The sequence below is a fragment of the Klebsiella sp. HN106 genome, from assembly GCF_051209435.1.
GTDB classification, from domain to species: Bacteria; Pseudomonadota; Gammaproteobacteria; order Enterobacterales; family Enterobacteriaceae; genus Klebsiella; species Klebsiella oxytoca.
Genome location: NZ_JBLURD010000004.1, coordinates 36887 through 51672, shown reverse-complemented (window position 1 = coordinate 51672; position 14786 = coordinate 36887). Strand labels below are relative to the sequence as shown.

The 14786-nt window shown below is 52.8% G+C and carries 14 protein-coding genes; 8 read left to right on the top strand and 6 right to left on the bottom strand.

Translation table 11 applies throughout. The annotated features are described in order from the left end of the window. Positions 1–59: 59 nt before the first annotated feature. Both ACSIPU_RS12905 and ACSIPU_RS12900 read left to right on the top strand, forming a co-directional pair. The gene (locus tag ACSIPU_RS12905; protein ID WP_017145536.1) at positions 60–1256 is read left to right on the top strand and encodes an ROK family transcriptional regulator; all 1197 of its coding nucleotides are present in this window, start codon (positions 60–62) and stop codon (positions 1254–1256) included. A 74-nt stretch (positions 1257–1330) separates the two neighbouring features. Next, a complete protein-coding gene (locus ACSIPU_RS12900; RefSeq protein WP_265090770.1) occupies positions 1331–1753 on the top strand; it encodes a DoxX family protein in 423 nt (140 codons plus the stop codon). Between the two features lie 55 nt (positions 1754–1808). Here the strand turns inward: ACSIPU_RS12900 and glyA are convergent, their stop codons facing one another. Further along, positions 1809–3062, bottom strand: a complete 1254-nt coding sequence (glyA, locus tag ACSIPU_RS12895; protein WP_004104543.1) for a serine hydroxymethyltransferase — start codon at positions 3060–3062, stop codon at positions 1809–1811. A 325-nt stretch (positions 3063–3387) separates the two neighbouring features. On the opposite strand from glyA, the gene hmpA reads away from it, so the two are divergent. After that, positions 3388–4578: an NO-inducible flavohemoprotein gene (hmpA, locus tag ACSIPU_RS12890; protein WP_196557878.1), complete on the top strand. Its 1191-nt coding sequence runs from the start codon at positions 3388–3390 to the stop codon at positions 4576–4578. A gap of 53 nt (positions 4579–4631) precedes the next feature. Here hmpA and ACSIPU_RS12885 read toward each other — a convergent pair whose 3' ends face one another. Beyond that, entirely contained in the window at positions 4632–5636 is a 1005-nt protein-coding gene (locus ACSIPU_RS12885) for a LacI family DNA-binding transcriptional regulator (RefSeq protein WP_071881745.1), read from the bottom strand. A 384-nt stretch (positions 5637–6020) separates the two neighbouring features. Here ACSIPU_RS12885 and ACSIPU_RS12880 point away from each other — a divergent pair, with 384 nt between their 5' ends. The 5 genes from ACSIPU_RS12880 to ACSIPU_RS12860 are packed head-to-tail and all read left to right on the top strand — an operon-like array spanning position 6021 to position 10592. Continuing rightward, positions 6021–6527, top strand: coding sequence for an ureidoglycolate lyase (locus ACSIPU_RS12880; RefSeq protein ID WP_142448191.1), 507 nt, complete (start codon positions 6021–6023; stop codon positions 6525–6527). After that, positions 6514–7425, top strand: coding sequence for a PfkB family carbohydrate kinase (locus ACSIPU_RS12875; protein WP_014230386.1), 912 nt, complete (start codon positions 6514–6516; stop codon positions 7423–7425). Before ACSIPU_RS12880 ends, ACSIPU_RS12875 begins: the two co-directional genes overlap by 14 nt. Beyond that, on the top strand, positions 7425–8741 hold the full coding sequence (locus ACSIPU_RS12870; protein ID WP_014230387.1) for an MFS transporter: 1317 nt from the start codon (positions 7425–7427) through the stop codon (positions 8739–8741). The genes ACSIPU_RS12875 and ACSIPU_RS12870 overlap by 1 nt, the downstream gene beginning before the upstream one ends. 43 nt (positions 8742–8784) lie before the next feature. Further along, positions 8785–9450 (top strand): transaldolase family protein, encoded by a 666-nt coding sequence (locus tag ACSIPU_RS12865; protein ID WP_014230388.1) that lies wholly within the window; start codon positions 8785–8787, stop codon positions 9448–9450. Between the two features lie 26 nt (positions 9451–9476). After that, positions 9477–10592, top strand: coding sequence for a glycerol dehydrogenase (locus tag ACSIPU_RS12860; protein WP_204746110.1), 1116 nt, complete (start codon positions 9477–9479; stop codon positions 10590–10592). A gap of 64 nt (positions 10593–10656) precedes the next feature. Here ACSIPU_RS12860 and glnB read toward each other — a convergent pair whose 3' ends face one another. The 4 genes from glnB to ACSIPU_RS12840 all read right to left on the bottom strand — a co-directional run bounded on the left by glnB (position 10657) and on the right by ACSIPU_RS12840 (position 14539). Beyond that, positions 10657–10995 (bottom strand): nitrogen regulatory protein P-II, encoded by a 339-nt coding sequence (gene glnB, locus ACSIPU_RS12855; protein ID WP_002914032.1) that lies wholly within the window; start codon positions 10993–10995, stop codon positions 10657–10659. Between the two features lie 65 nt (positions 10996–11060). Next, the gene (glrR, locus tag ACSIPU_RS12850) at positions 11061–12398 is read right to left on the bottom strand and encodes a two-component system response regulator GlrR (protein ID WP_004104547.1); all 1338 of its coding nucleotides are present in this window, start codon (positions 12396–12398) and stop codon (positions 11061–11063) included. Then, a complete protein-coding gene (gene qseG / locus ACSIPU_RS12845; protein ID WP_017145533.1) occupies positions 12385–13089 on the bottom strand; it encodes a two-component system QseEF-associated lipoprotein QseG in 705 nt (234 codons plus the stop codon). Before qseG ends, glrR begins: the two co-directional genes overlap by 14 nt. 13 nt (positions 13090–13102) lie before the next feature. Then, complete coding sequence (locus ACSIPU_RS12840; RefSeq protein ID WP_134882393.1) at positions 13103–14539, bottom strand: sensor histidine kinase; 1437 nt, start codon at positions 14537–14539, stop codon at positions 13103–13105. Between the last annotated feature and the right edge of the window lie 247 nt (positions 14540–14786).

The window sequence follows — 14786 nt, the reverse complement described above, 5'->3', positions numbered from 1 at the left end:
CGTCATTTAGCTGCTAAAATGCGCAATGCTCACGCAATAAAGTTAAGGGAGTTAAGTGTATGCAGCGTACCGGTTTAAATAATGCCCGGGTCAGACAGGCCAATAAATCCATTTTTTTGGCTCATCTCTGGCGGGAGAAGCAGCTGAGTAAATCCCAGCTTTCTCAGCTCACCGGACTCTCTATTCCGGCGGTGAGCAATATTCTTGAAGAGCTGCTCAGCGAGGGACTGATCGATCACTCCACGGAAAAAATGAGCAAACGCGGCGTGAACAGCGGAAGCTACCAGATCCCCGCGCGCGGAGCCTGGACGCTATGCATGAATATTACGCCGACCAGTATTGAGTATCAGCTTGCCGATGCCCGTCTACTGGCGGTTGACGGCCACCAGCATTTGCCCATCGATGCCCCTACGCCGCAGGCCCTTCTGGAGGCCATCGTGGAATGCTGGCGGCGTATCCACCGCCTCTACCCGCAGCACAGCATCAATCTCGCCCTTGGCGTCCATGGTCAGGTTGATCCGATCACCGGCGTTTCACAAACCATGCCCCAGGCGCGCTGGAAAACGCCGATTGAAATAAAGTATCTGCTGGAAGAACAGCTCGGCGTGCAGGTACGGGTAGATAATGACTGCGTGATGCTGGCGCTGGCGGAGAAATGGCAGCATCCGGGCCCACAACCGGATTTTTGCGTGATCAACGTCGATTACGGTATTGGATCATCGTTTGTGATTAACGATCAGATTTATCGAGGAAGCCTCTACGGCAGCGGGCAGATTGGACACACGATTGTGAACCCTGACGGCAAAGCCTGCGACTGCGGGAGATATGGCTGTCTTGAAACCGTAGCCTCCCTCAGCGCGTTGAAAAAACAGGCGCGGATGTGGCTTAAAACCCAGCCTGAGGCGCAGCGATCTCCGGAGCAGTTAACCACGGCATCGCTCATTGAGGCCTGGGAACAGGGAGACGTGCATATTCGCGCATGGGTTGATAACGCCGCCAACGCTATTGGCTTAAGTCTTTATAATTTCTTAAATATTTTGAATATTAACCAGATCTGGCTATACGGTCGCAGCTGTGCTTTTGGCGAACAGTGGCTGGAGAGTATCGTCAAACAAACCGGCTTTAATCCGTTTGACCACGGCGATACGCCGAGAGCGCATGCCACCCAAATCGGTTTTGGCACACTGACCCGCGCTCAGCAGCTGATGGGGATCGGTTATCTGTATGTTGAGGAGCAACTGCAGACGCTGCGTTAATCGTCAGGGGGACGTGGCGGAGCGCAAATTTGTGTATTACGTTTAAATCACACGTCTCTCATAACGAGCTGATCATGAACACTCTACGCTACTTTGACTTTGGTTCCTCCCGCTCTCTGCTGCTGCTGATTGCGCGTATCGCGGTAGTGGTGCTGTTTATTCTTTTCGGTTATCCCAAGCTGCTCGGCTTTAGCGGCACGGTGCAGTATATGGCCTCCTCCGGCGCGCCGATGCCAACGCTTGCGGCCATCATTGCCATTATTATGGAGGTGCCGGCGGCCATTTTAATTGTGCTGGGCTTTTTCACCCGCCCGCTGGCGGTGATCTTTATTTTTTATACTCTTGGTACCGCGGTGATTGGCCATCACTACTGGAATATGTCCGGCGATGCGGTACTACCGAACATGATTAACTTCTGGAAAAACATCAGTATTGCCGGCGCCTTCCTGCTGCTGGCAATAACCGGGCCCGGAGCGATTTCGCTCGACCGCCGCTAATTAACAGGCACAAAAAAGGCCGCATCAGCGGCCTTTTTTAGCTCAATGCTAACGCTTATGCATAGACCGGGAAGCGTGCGCAGATATCCAGCACTTTACCCTTCACGCGCTCAATGACCGCTTCGTCATTGATGTTGTCCAGCACGTCGCACATCCAGCCGGCCAGCTCTTTGACTTCTGCTTCCTTAAAGCCGCGACGGGTCACCGCCGGAGAACCGATACGGATACCAGAGGTCACAAACGGGCTCTTCGGATCGTTCGGCACGCTGTTTTTGTTGACGGTGATGTTGGCGCGGCCCAGAGCAGCGTCAGCTTCTTTACCGGTCAGGTTTTTATCGACCAGATCCAGCAGGAACAGATGGTTTTCAGTGCCGCCGGAAACCACTTTGTAGCCGCGGTTCAGGAACACTTCGACCATCGCTTTGGCATTTTTCGCTACCTGCTGCTGGTAAACTTTGAACTCTGGCTCCATCGCTTCTTTCAGCGCGACGGCTTTCGCCGCGATAACGTGCATCAGCGGGCCGCCCTGGGCGCTCGGGAATACGGCGGAGTTCAGTTTTTTGTACAGCTCTTCGCTACCGCCTTTCGCCAGGATCAGGCCGCCGCGCGGACCGGCCAGGGTTTTGTGGGTGGTGGTGGTCACGACGTGAGCATGCGGAACCGGGTTCGGGTAAACGCCTGCGGCGATCAGACCGGCAACGTGAGCCATATCGACGAACAGGTATGCACCGATGCTGTCAGCGATTTCACGCATTTTTGCCCAGTCAACCACGCCGGAATAAGCCGAGAAACCACCGATAATCATCTTCGGTTTATGTTCCTGAGCCTGCTTAGCCATATCGTCGTAGTCAATTTTACCGGACTCATCGATACCGTAAGGGATGATGTTGTACAGTTTGCCAGAGAAGTTGACCGGAGAGCCGTGAGTCAGGTGACCACCTTGCGCCAGGTTCATACCCAGAACGGTATCGCCCGGCTGCAGCAGAGCGGTATAGACCGCGAAGTTCGCCTGGGAGCCGGAGTGCGGCTGCACGTTAGCGTAGTCAGCGCCGAACAGTTCTTTAGCGCGGTCAATCGCCAGCTGCTCTACGATATCGACGTATTCACAGCCGCCGTAGTAGCGCTTGCCCGGGTATCCTTCAGCGTATTTGTTGGTCAGCTGAGAGCCCTGCGCCTGCATTACGCGCGGGCTGGTGTAGTTTTCGGAGGCGATCAGTTCGATGTGCTCTTCCTGACGTACTTTTTCTTGCTCCATAGCCTGCCACAGTTCGGCATCATAATCGGCAATGTTCATTTCACGCTTTAACATCCGCATCTCCTGACTCAGCTAACAATAAAATTTCGGCCTAAAAAGGCGGTCCACCTGGACAACGGCCCACAGTATAACTGAATCATTCTGCGATAACAGGTCTTGACAAAGGATTTTACGCAAACGATTGGCTCCGCATTACACAAGGCTTTGAGCAATAAAGCACCTTCGATTATCAACGGATTTCTTTTCAGGTTTGTGATGCAAATAATTCATGTTGTAACTGTCTTAAGGTAAAGCGTTAAAGAACCATTTACAAAGCAGGGTTATTTTTATAAGATGCATTTAATATGCATCATTAAGATAACTTATAAAGGAAGCTGCTATGCTCGACGCCCAGACCATCGCTACGGTGAAAGCCACCATCCCCCTGCTGGTTGAAACCGGTCCAAAACTGACCGCTCATTTTTACGACCGCATGTTTGCTCACAATCCCGAATTAAAAGAAATCTTCAATATGAGCAATCAGCGCAACGGCGACCAGCGCGAGGCGCTGTTCAACGCGATTGCCGCCTATGCCAGCAATCTCGAGAACCTGCCCGCCCTGCTGCCGGCGGTAGAGAAAATCGCCCAGAAGCACACCAGCTTCCAGATTCAACCCGAGCAGTACAATATTGTTGGTACTCACCTGCTGGCGACCCTCGATGAGATGTTCAGTCCGGGCCAGGAAGTACTGGATGCCTGGGGCAAGGCCTACGGAGTGCTGGCCAACGTCTTTATTAATCGTGAAGCGCAAATCTATAACGAAAGCGCCAGCAAAACCGGCGGCTGGGAAGGCACCCGCGCATTCCGCATCGTCAAAAAAACGCCGCGCAGCGCGCTGATTACCAGCTTTGAATTTGAGCCGGTCGACGGCGGCTCGGTAGCGGAATATCATCCAGGCCAGTATCTGGCGGTCTGGCTGAAGCCGGAAGGTTTTCCGCATCAGGAAATTCGCCAGTACTCTTTGACCCGCAAACCCGACGGTAAAGGCTATCGTATCGCGGTTAAACGTGAAAACGGCGGCCAGGTTTCAAACTGGCTGCATGATTCAGCGAAAGAAGGCGACGTGATCTATCTGGCCGCGCCGGCCGGCGATTTCTTCCTCAACGTGGCGCCGGAAACGCCAGTCACGCTGCTCTCCGGCGGCGTCGGTCAGACGCCGATGCTGGCAATGCTGGACACGCTGGCAAAAGCGCAGCATCCGGCGCAGGTGAACTGGTTCCACGCGGCAGAGAACGGCGACGTGCACGCCTTCGCGGACGAAGTGAAAACGCTGGGTGAAACGCTGCCGAAGTTTACTTCTCACGTCTGGTACCGCAGCCCGAGCGAAGCGGACCGTCAATCCGGCGCGTTTGACAGCGAAGGTTTGATGGATTTATCGGCCCTGGCCGACAAGATCGGCGACCCGCAGATGCAGTTCTATCTGTGCGGCCCGGTGGCGTTTATGCAGTTTGCCGCGAAGCAGCTGGTAGATCTGGGCGTGAGCAGCGACAACATTCATTATGAGTGCTTCGGCCCGCATAAGGTGCTGTAAAACGTTATCGATGACAGGCCGGGATACCGGCCTGTGGACTCTGTTAAGATAACCTACCCTATTTTCGCGACCGACTGTCTGACGATCAGGTCAGCGGTGAGGCGCTTAACTCTTTTGCTTCCCTTTTCTTTGTTCTCAATTCTGGAAATAAGCAACTCAGCCGCCGTTAAGCCCAGCTGATATGCAGGCTGCTTAATCACCGTTAACGGCGTCGGGAAGAAGCTTGCCCACCGCGGATCGTCGAACATCAAAAAAGAGATGTCATCCGGCACCGCCAGACCACATTTATAAATCGCAGAAATAACTCCTTCACCAATAAAGTCATTTGCCGCAATAATGGCTGAAGGCCGCTTTTTCCCGGTCAGATTGTTAATAACTTCACTGCTGGTCCTGGCCTGCAGCTTGCCCGTATCTTTCACCAGCAAAACTTCGTGAGCAATATCTGATTCTGCTTCCGCTATTGCGCTTTGAAACCCGTTCAGGCGTTCATCAAATGTGGTAATGGCTAAATCACCAGTACAGTAGAGAATATTTTTGTGCCCCTGGCTGATAAGATAGTTGGTAGCAAGCTTCATGCTTTCATAGTTGCTAATTAGCACCTGATCGCTGGAATCAAGCCCGGACAGGCGGTCAACCTCGACAATCGGCAGATGCTCCAGCGGTCTAATGTTATTTATTGACTGATGTGTCGGAACAATAATAAGCCCCTGAAGCATATTACTTTTTAGCAGGTCGATAAGCTCTTTTTCGGTAGTTTCATCTTCTGAAGAGGTACCAAAAATAACGGTATAGCCATTATCGATCGCAACTTTCTGAATGGCGGTGATGATTTCACCGTGAAATAAATTGGTAATATCGGATACGATCACGCCAATGGTTTTCGACTCACCGCTACGCAGCTTTCTGGCTATTGCGTTCACCTCATACCCTACTTCTTGTGCTGCAAGTAACACCTTCTCTCGGGTTTCCTTCGTCACGAGCCCCGAATCGCGTAATGCTCTCGAAACAGTAGAGTTGGATAAATTAAGTTTTTTAGCGATATCTGCGATGCTTGCCATATTCTTCTCTTAAGACGATCCGTCGTTCTTTTCATTCAATGACTCTATGACCAACGCCAGGTCACTCACACATTCTGGCACGCCCCTTGAGTCCTGACATCCAATTAAACTCTTCAGCTATTCAACAGGTTACTTCACATAACCATTTTCTGGCAATTCCTGTCGCCGCGAACTGTAAAAGCCGTCAAATGACTGATGATCGCTTTCTGTGATCTCTCTCTCTTTTCGATCGCCATCCCCCAGGCTAGAATCCACAAAAAATGACAACGTTGTCATTTTGCATAAATCAAAAATTAATACATTTAAAACAATCAATTAATACACAAAATTCAAATATTAAAAAACATAAAAAGACAACGTTATCATCAATAAGGAGCACTAAACATGTTGACCATCCCACTGATCGAAGCCACCGCAGAAAGCCTGGCCCCTTACGCAAAACTCATCGGTTTACCAGCAAACAGATCCCCTTCTGTAGATCGTACCGATATCACTTACTTTCACGATATTTGCGATGCAAATGACTTCACCAATATACCGGTAGCCAGCTTCCTGAAAGCGAAACCGCACCCTTTTGTGCTGTCCAATATTGAACGCCACATGCAGACCGAAGAGGCCGTGATCCCCTTAACCGGTGAGAGCGTGATTGTTCTCGGGCCAGTGGGTGAGTTTGATATCAATAAACTGGTTGCTGTCCATCTTGATGGTTCTTTCGGGATCATCATGCGCCGCAACGCCTGGCATTTTGCACCGTTTCCATTAGATGGGGAAAATGCCACCTATATGCTGCTATCCGGCCGCCACACTCCTGACGATATTGAAGTGCTGGATATTGATACGGTGATTGTGCCCCAGGTGAAGAAGGAGGAGCGCTCAAATGCCTCATGCTAATCCTTCATGTCTGCTGGCCTGCGAAATCCTCTGGGACTGCGTTGAAGATCACCCTCCTCAGCAGGGAGGCGCTACCCTTAATGTAGCTTATCATCTGCAAAGATTAGGTTGCAGAACGATCCCGGTATCCAGCGTCGGTAGCGACAGGCTCGGCAATCAGTCACTCAGCATTATTAAAAATGAGTGGTGCTGCGATATTAGCGAAATCAAGGTGCTTAAAGATGTGGGAACGGGCGTTGTTGATGTCAAAATCGACGCTGCAGGCGATGCAACTTATAACATCCATACCCCTGCAGCCTGGGATTATATTAGCATCAGCCACAGCGCCAAAAATCTTGCCTGCAGCGCCTTTGTTTACGGGTCCGTGGCTTTGCGCAGCGCATTCAACCAGCGCGCTTTCGCTGACTTTTTACAGATATATCAGGGGCTAAAGTGTTTCGACGTTAACCTGCGCGAAGGGCAAAATAATATCCAGATTGTAGGCAATTTTTTACAGCACGCTGATTTTATTAAGTTAAATGAAAGTGAACTGGAGCAGGTTGCCGCTCATTTTCATATTACCAGTGAAAATATTGAAGAACGGATCTTTGCCCTGACCAGCATTATTGGTCACAAGATTATTTGTATCACCCGAGGCGATAAATCTCCGGTGCTTTACTGGGAAGGTAATATTTACCACGGGCAAGTCATCCGTGTAGACGTTAAAAATACTATCGGCGCCGGTGATGCCTTCTTTGCAGCCATGATCAACGCGTTAATTAACCCTGACTTCGACCCCACGACAGCGCTATATAAAGCCTCGGCGTTAGGGTCATGGGTGGCGACGAAAGCAGGCGCCCAGCCGGAATATGACAACAATATAATGGATAAACTTTTTAACTACCAGGCGGTGCTGTGATGAAAAAAACAGGATTGTTCATTTCTCCTGATGGTAATAATCAATTCAAGATCTTCTGCATCATCTCGATGCTGTTTCTGGTCCTTGGTTTCAGCACCGGTATGATCGATATCCTGAATAAACATTTTCAAAATACGCTCGAGATCACCAAAGCAAAATCGGCGCTAATCCAATTTGCTAACTATATTAGCTATTTTTTCGTCGCTATCCCGGCCGGGATCCTGGCGCAGCGCTATGGATATAAATCGGGGATTATTATAGGCTTAGTACTGATTATGTGCGGTACCAGTACGTTTATGCTCGCAACGGTGCACGGCGAATATTTTTTCTTTCTTATTGGTATTTTTATTCTCGCCGCCGGACTGACCTTTATCGAAACCATCGCCAACCCATACGTCATTGTCCTCGGGAATAAAGACGGCGGTGCGGCAAGGCTGAATATTTCACAGTCTATTGCGGGTCTCGGCCTGATCTTTGGCCCGCTGATCGGCGGCCATTTTGTCCTCTCTGCCACGGGTGAGGTGTCTAAAACCAACGATGGACTCTTCGTCCCGTATCTGGGGATTTTCCTTGCGGTGACGCTGATTCTGCTGGTCTTCTTCAGAACCAAAGTGCCTGAGGTGACGCCGGAAGCAGATGAAAGAATCGGCGCGACCGAGAAGCCCTTCTGGCAGCTACCGCATTTTGTTTTCGCCGTCATTGCCCAGTTCTTATACGTTGCCGGGCAAACGGGTATCTTCAGCTTCTTCATCAACTACGTTGTCGAACACTCGCCAGCCATGACGCTCGGTCTTGCCAGCCTGCTGCCATCAACATGGACCTTTAGCACGGGGAGCTTCTACCAAATTACCGAACGCGGTGCGTCACAAATACTGGCCTTCGGCGGTTTTGGGCTCTTTATGATTGGTCGCCTGACCGGAGGAATGCTGCTGAGCAAAATTAAAACTCAGGTGGTTCTCTCCACCTTTGCGTTAATCAACTCAGTGTTGATGGTTATTATTATTTATTCAGATGGTTATCTGGCAACAATCTCTTTAGTTCTGAGCTTTTATTTTATGTCGATTATGTTCCCGGCTATTTTCTCTCTGGGTATCGCGGGACTTGGCGGACAAACCAAAAAAGCCTCATCGATTATTGTCATGTCCATAGTTGGCGGAGCCGTAATGCCCATACTTATGGGCGCTATCGCCGACCATTACGATATGGCAACGGGTTTTATCATGCCGCTAATCTGCTTTGCGTTCATTCTATTTTACGCCTTAGCTTGGACCAAATTATATCGTGGACAGAATAGCGAAATCGCGCCCAGCTATTAATTCAGCGAAATAAATTTAATTTTAATTAATCAGGAATAATACTATGAAAATCTATGTTGATACTGCCGATCTCAATGAAATAAAACTGCTGGAAGAAAATCTACCGCTGGCCGGTGTAACCATGAATCCGAGCATCACCGCGAAATCCGGCATTGCGCTATCGGTTCTTATTCCGCAAATTCGCGCTATGCTGGGAAAAGACAGGATGATCTTCGCTCAGGTCATTGCCTCCGACTGCGCGGGCATGGTGGAAGAAGCTTGTCGGCTGAGTGCAATGGATGAAAATATCGTTATTAAAATTCCCGTCACGTCGGAAGGTTTGAAGGCCATCAAAAAGCTGAAATCCCATCAGGTCAGAACGCTGGGAACCGCCGTGTATACCACCACCCAGGGTTTGCTGGCTGCGCTGGCCGGTGCGGAATTTGTTGCCCCCTATTTCAACCGCATTGAGGCGCTGTCCGGCAACGGTCTTGAGACAGTCAGCGCCCTGGTTAAGATCCTTGCTTTGCATGCCCCCCACTGCAAAGTGTTTGGTGCCAGCTACAAAAACAATCAGCAGTTCCTCGACTGCCTGCTGGCGGGCTGCGAATGCATCACGCTGCCTACCGACCTGGCAAAAAACCTTCTGCAAAACCCTGCCGTCGATGCCGCTGTGGCCCAGTTTCAGAGTGACTGGCAATCCGCTTACGGAAGCCTTGCCATCAAATAATCAACGTATAAATCAAGGAAAAGATTATGAGCGCAAAAATTATCCAGTCACCGGGTAAATATATTCAGGGGGCAGGACTTTTAAATTCTGTCGCTGCCTATGTCAAACACCTGAACGCGAAATTTTTAGTGCTTGGCGATGCCTTTGTTATGGGATTGACGCAGGAAAAGCTTAGCGCCAGCTTTAAAGAGGCCAATATCACCTGTCAATTTTCTACCTTTAGCGGCGAATGCTCCCGCAATACCATCGCGGCCATTCAGGCAGAAGCCGAGGAGAATCAGTGCACGGCAATTATTGGTATTGGCGGCGGGAAAACCATCGATGCGGCAAAAGCGGTAGCCTGGTACATGAACTTGCCGCTGGTCATTATCCCGACGATTGCGTCTACCGATGCGCCTTGCAGCTCCTGGTCCGTGCTCTATACCGATGACGGCGAGTTCGACGCTTATCTCGACCTGCCTTTCAACCCAACGCTGGTGCTGGTCGATACGCAGATCGTTGCCAACGCTCCCGTGCGGCTACTGGCGACAGGTATCGGTGATGCGCTGGCGACCTGGTTCGAAGCCCGCGCCTGCATAAAAAGCTCGGCCGCGACGATGGCAGGCGGACTTCCCACCGTCGCCGCAACCGGTATCGCCCGGCTATGTTATGAAACACTGATTGCCGATGCCAGAAAAGCCATCCTTGCCGTCGAGCGCCATGTGGTGACCGAAGCCGTTGAGCGCATTGTCGAAGCGAACACCTATCTGAGCGGCGTAGGTTTTGAAAGCGGCGGCCTGGCGGCTGCCCACGCTATCCACAACGGCTTTACCGTACTGGAAGAGACGCATTCGATGTATCACGGTGAAAAAGTGGCATTCGGCACGCTCACCCAGCTGATGCTGGAAAATGCGCCGACTGAAGAACTCGATACCGTTATCCAGCTGTGCATCGACGTCGGCCTGCCGGTGACGCTCAGGCAGCTAAACGTGACGGATGATATCGAAAATAAAATGCGCAAAGTCGCCGGGCTGGCCTGCGTGGAGGGAGAAACGATACACAATATGCCGTTTGCGGTGACTGAGGAGAGGGTTTATGCAGCTTTACTCGCCGCCGATAGCTATGGATCCGCATTTATCAATGCCCAAAAAACAGCACGATAAGCCCTAATTCAAAAACATAGTCAGCTGCCCCGGTGACATCAGGTACCGGGGCTTTTTGGATGGCTTAAATCGCCGCGTCGTCTTCTTCGCCGGTACGGATACGAATCACGCGCGCGACATCAAAGACAAAGATCTTACCGTCGCCGATTTTGCCGGTCTGCGCCGTACGGATAATGGTATCCACGCAAGTGTCGACGATATCATCGGTAACAACGATTTCGATTTTCACTTTCGGCAGAAAATCGACCATATACTCTGCGCCGCGATACAGCTCGGTATGCCCCTTCTGACGGCCAAAGCCTTTCACTTCCGTTACCGTCATCCCGGTGATGCCGACTTCGGCCAGCGCTTCACGCACGTCATCCAGTTTGAAGGGTTTAATAATCGCATCAATCTTTTTCATGGTGTTCCTGTTTTAGTCGCGTAACCGGTTGCTAACCGTATCATAACTTGCGCCATCATCCGGAGCTACTCTTTAAAGTCGTTAGCGTCGAGCTCGTGGCGCGACAGCAGCTTATAAAATTCGGTGCGATTGCGCCCCGCCATCCGGGCCGCATGCGTGACGTTCCCTTTGGTAATTTGCAGCAGCTTGCGCAGGTAATTGAGCTCAAACTGATTCCGCGCTTCGACAAACGTCGGCAGCGCGGTGTTTTCCCCTTCCAGCGCCTGCTCTACCAGGGCGTCGCTAATGACCGGCGAAGAGGTCAGCGCCACGCACTGCTCAATCACGTTCACCAGCTGGCGCACGTTGCCCGGCCATTTAGCGGCCATCAGCCGCTTCATCGCATCCGTGGAGAATGCGCGGACAAAAGGTTTATGGCGATCGGCAGACTGGCGCAGCAGATGGTTCGCCAGCAGCGGAATATCTTCCGTACGCTCAGCCAGCGGCGGGATTTTCAGATTCACCACGTTGAGACGATAGAACAGATCTTCACGAAATTCGCCTCGCGCCATGGCCTTCGGCAGGTCGCGATGGGTCGCAGAAATAATCCGCACATCAATATCGATATCGCGATTGCTGCCCAGCGGGCGCACTTTACGCTCCTGCAGAACGCGCAGCAGTTTCACCTGTAGCGCAACCGGCATATCGCCAATTTCATCAAGAAACAGGGTCCCGCCTTCCGCGGCCTGGAATAGCCCCTCGCGATTGCTGACTGCGCCGGTAAAAGCGCCGCGCGCGTGGCCGAACAATTCTGACTCCAGCAACTGTTCGGGAAGCGCGCCGCAGTTAATGGCGACAAAAGGTTTATCGCGGCGCGGGCTGGCGTTATGAATTGCCTGGGCGACAATCTCCTTGCCGGTACCGCTCTGGCCGTTAATCAGCACGCTGACGTCCGACTGCGCCACCATCCCGGCCTGCTCCAGCAGTCGCTCCATCAGCGGGCTACGGGTCACAATCGCCTGACGCCAGCGCTCGTCGGTGGTTGGCGCGCTCTGCTCCAGCGCGTCATCAATCGCTTTATAAAGGGCGTCTTTATCCACCGGCTTGGTGAGAAAGCTAAACACGCCCTGCTGGGTCGCGGCAACGGCGTCCGGAATGGAACCGTGCGCAGTGAGAATGATCACCGGCATCCCCGGCTGAACCTTCTGGATTTCGCTGAACAGCTGGAGTCCGTCCATCTCATCCATCCGCAGGTCGCTGACCACCAGATCGACCTTGTCGCGACTTAGCGTGCGCAGCGCCTCCGGCCCGCTCTCCGCGGTCACTACGCTATACCCTTCGCTGACCAGACGCATACCCAGCAGCTTCAGCAGCCCCGGATCGTCGTCCACTAATAGCAGACGGGCGGGTTTACGGATCGTCATGAATCACCTCCGGGACTTTATCGCCGCCGTGCCCGGCGTCAGAGCTGAAGTTCCCGCCGGGTTTACGGCTGGAGAGCTGACGCTCGATATCGGTGAGATTCTCCAGCTTGCGGGTCGTCAGTTCGAGCTGACTGCGTAGCTCAATTTCCTGCTGTCGCAGCGTCTCCAGCTCCGCATCGTTTGACTGCTGCAGTTTGGCGTAGCGGGAACGCTCGTCAATCAGCTGAAGCTGCCGGCCCTGGGCATCGCGCCAGAGCTGATAGAGCGGGCGCACCTGAGGGGCGATTTGCGGGCTGAAGCTATCCAGACTGGCGACCAGTTCCCGGCGCTCGTTAGGCGTAATTTTGGCATCAGCCAGTAAAATGCCGCGCTTAAAGGCATCCTGCCAGCTGTCGCCACTGTGCAGCCGGGCCTCCGCCCGTGCCTGCACCGGAGCAAGACGATCGGCGCAGTCAATTCCACGCAGCCAGTAGAGCGGATTTTTGTCGCTGGCTTCGCTTTGCAGATTCCAGATATCAGCGCACTCCACCGAAAGAAAATCGGCGACCTGATGCTGCGGCAGCGCGGAGAGCGTTTTGCCATCCGCGGCGTATGGTGATGTAGAGGCGGAACATCCCGCCAGCGCCAGGCAGGAAATGCCTGACAGCAGCCATCCCCTGAGGGGACGGACAAATGCGAAGAAGTGGGACATATTCACCCGATAGTTATACGTTATTTTTTCCAGACTCGGCGACGGGGAGCGTGATACGAAAACAGATTAGCCCTGACTTCACATCAACCAGGCTCAGCTCGCCCTGCATTTGCCGTACGCAGTCGCGGGCAATGCTCAGCCCCAGACCGCTGCCTTTTACCGCCCCTTTACGCTGGTGGCTTCCCTGATAAAAAGGCTCAAAAATCATGTTTCTTTCTGCGGACGGGATCGGCTCGCCGTCGTTAATGACGTCAATGCGCACCTGCTCGCCGTGCCGATAGCTATGGATTCGAATGTTACCGGATTCAGCACCATAGTGCACCGCATTGGAGTAGAGATTATCCAGTACGCTCACCAGCAGAGCGGGCTCCGCTTCGCAAAAACGCTCGCTGAGCAACAGTTCGGTATGCATCATTTTAGCTCTTGCCGGCAGGCTATGGGCAGAAACCACATTTTCCACCAGTTCGGCCAGGTTGACCGTCTCGCGCACAATCGGGCCATCGGCCTGTTTGCGGTTATAGTCCAGCAGTTGCTCAATCAGCTTTTGCAGGTTGCGGCTGCTGTTATCCAGAATCTCCACGATCTCCTGCTGCTCGGGCGTCAGCGGCCCGGCCACCCGGTCAGCGAGCAGTTCCGTCCCTTCGCGCATGCTGGCCAGCGGCGTTTTCAGCTCATGGGAAAGATGGCGCAGGAACTGATGGCGCTGGGATTCCAGCCAGGCAAGGCGTTCGCTCAGCCAGATAATGCGTTTACCGACGGAGCGCAGCTCGCGCGGGCCGGTAAACAGCGCGGCATCGTCCAGCGATTTCCCCTCGCCCAGTCGGTTGATCATTCTTTCAATGCCCTTTACCGGGCCGATAATCATGCGGGTGAACAGCAGCACCAGCGCCAGGCTGAGCAGGAACAGCACCAGCGCCTGCCAGCCGAAGAACTGGCCGCGCTCGGCGATTTCCTGCTGCAGCTGCTGTCCACGCGAATAGACCACCGTCCGGGTTGCCTGGACCATGTCGCTATTGGCGGAAGCAAACGCTTCCAGGCTGACTGCTGACTTCGCCGCCGGGCCGCTATTTTTACACTGCAGCTCGGCCAGATCGTCGAGATCCTGACGCAGCGCCTGCCAGATTTTTTCATCAGGCAGAACGCCCGCGTGAGCGTCAAGCATTTCGCTGTAGCGTTGGCGTTGATTTTGATAGACCCGCGCCAGCGTCGGATCGTCCAGCACGCAGTACTGCCGGTAGCTACGCTCCATTTCCAGCGACGCGTTAATCATCGCCTCGCTGCGGCGGGCGTCGATAAGGGTGGTGCGATTAATATGCGCCGCCTGGGCGCTGAGGGCGTTAAGGCTTTGCCACGCCTGCCATGCCAGCACCAGCAGCGGAAGCAGGATCAGCACGAAGGATAGCGTGACCAGCTGGCGCAGCGAACGGGGGAAAAGGGAGAGTCGCTTCACGGATAGGATCTCAATCATTAGCTCACTACGATGCTACCTGAATATACCCAATATACTCTATGGATTTTGAGTTACAGGAAGGCGGCAAAGCTGAGAATCCCCGGGAGCTTACTCAAGTAAGTGACCGGGGTGAACAGATGCGGCCAACGCACCTGTAGCACAAAAGACGACGAGTATAATAAAGCCAGGCTACGGGAGCCTGGCTTTATTAAGAAATGAGGCGGTGCCTTACTCGACGTTTCGCCCG

Excerpts from the sequence above, each read along its gene's own strand:
- ACSIPU_RS12865 (WP_014230388.1), top strand. The coding sequence starts at position 8,785 with ATGAAAATCTATGTTGATACTGCCGATCTCAATGAAATAAAACTGCTG.
- ACSIPU_RS12860 (WP_204746110.1), top strand. The coding sequence starts at position 9,477 with ATGAGCGCAAAAATTATCCAGTCACCGGGTAAATATATTCAGGGGGCA.
- hmpA (WP_196557878.1), top strand. The coding sequence starts at position 3,388 with ATGCTCGACGCCCAGACCATCGCTACGGTGAAAGCCACCATCCCCCTG.
- ACSIPU_RS12900 (WP_265090770.1), top strand. The coding sequence starts at position 1,331 with ATGAACACTCTACGCTACTTTGACTTTGGTTCCTCCCGCTCTCTGCTG.
- ACSIPU_RS12885 (WP_071881745.1), bottom strand. The coding sequence starts at position 5,636 with ATGGCAAGCATCGCAGATATCGCTAAAAAACTTAATTTATCCAACTCT.
- qseG (WP_017145533.1), bottom strand. The coding sequence starts at position 13,089 with ATGTCCCACTTCTTCGCATTTGTCCGTCCCCTCAGGGGATGGCTGCTG.
- ACSIPU_RS12870 (WP_014230387.1), top strand. The coding sequence starts at position 7,425 with ATGAAAAAAACAGGATTGTTCATTTCTCCTGATGGTAATAATCAATTC.
- ACSIPU_RS12905 (WP_017145536.1), top strand. The coding sequence starts at position 60 with ATGCAGCGTACCGGTTTAAATAATGCCCGGGTCAGACAGGCCAATAAA.
- glnB (WP_002914032.1), bottom strand. The coding sequence starts at position 10,995 with ATGAAAAAGATTGATGCGATTATTAAACCCTTCAAACTGGATGACGTG.
- glrR (WP_004104547.1), bottom strand. The coding sequence starts at position 12,398 with ATGACGATCCGTAAACCCGCCCGTCTGCTATTAGTGGACGACGATCCG.
- glyA (WP_004104543.1), bottom strand. The coding sequence starts at position 3,062 with ATGTTAAAGCGTGAAATGAACATTGCCGATTATGATGCCGAACTGTGG.
- ACSIPU_RS12880 (WP_142448191.1), top strand. The coding sequence starts at position 6,021 with ATGTTGACCATCCCACTGATCGAAGCCACCGCAGAAAGCCTGGCCCCT.
- ACSIPU_RS12875 (WP_014230386.1), top strand. The coding sequence starts at position 6,514 with ATGCCTCATGCTAATCCTTCATGTCTGCTGGCCTGCGAAATCCTCTGG.